This is a genomic window from Brevundimonas sp. CURTG3B2_SDJG (genome assembly GCF_057364705.1).
In genome coordinates, this window is the sequence record NZ_JBNFOJ010000562.1 from 1 (window position 1) to 680 (window position 680).

At 52.4% G+C, this 680-nt stretch carries 1 pseudogene; it reads right to left on the reverse strand.

Annotation, left to right across the window (positions count from 1 at the left end):
- Positions 1-60 precede the first annotated feature (60 nt).
- Positions 61-675 (reverse strand): annotated as a pseudogene (locus tag AC2W7C_RS18680) (DNA-directed RNA polymerase).
- Positions 676-680 lie beyond the last annotated feature (5 nt).

The window sequence follows — 680 nt, forward strand, 5'->3', positions numbered from 1 at the left end:
TTTTGAGTACCGCCTTTAACGCCAGTTTTGCTTGTGTGCGAATTTCATGTAGTTGCCTCCTTAGGCGAATGCAAAGTCAGATAACAGAATGTCTTCGATGTTCAGTTTACCGCGCTTCGGTAGCGCAGGCAACTTGTCGCGTTGACTCTCGTGAAGCTGGTCCTCGAACTGCTCGTAGAAGTCTTGCAGAACATCGTTGTCGCGGTAGGTATCAACCATCGTCTCACGGACTCCCTTGAACAGGAACTCAGCGTCTGCCGGGATTGTCCCAAAGCTGTCGTGAATCACTGCGAAGGACATCACGCCATACTTTCGGTGGGGTGTGGACTACAGTCTTCCTCAGGTGACTGCCATCCTGTGAGTGTACAAGTTAGGCTGATACCGGACTCCTGCTTGTGCTTATCCAGCTCTTTCTTCGACCCTTTTGTTGACTGTCGGTTGTAGGTTGAACGACCCAAGGAACAGGAGGTTCAGACGTGTGGTGTCCTTCTTGCGGTATTCCTGCCAGACCGGGAACCCATCAGGCGTGACCCAGTGTACCGGAAGGCAGGGCTTCAGTATTTCCCCGGTCTTCTTGTCCTTCACTTCAGCAGCCAGCAGCTTGGCAGCACCTTGAAGCCACTTCATCGCGTCAACCGCAGCAACTACGGTCACACTCACAGCTTCCCAAATCATCTTAG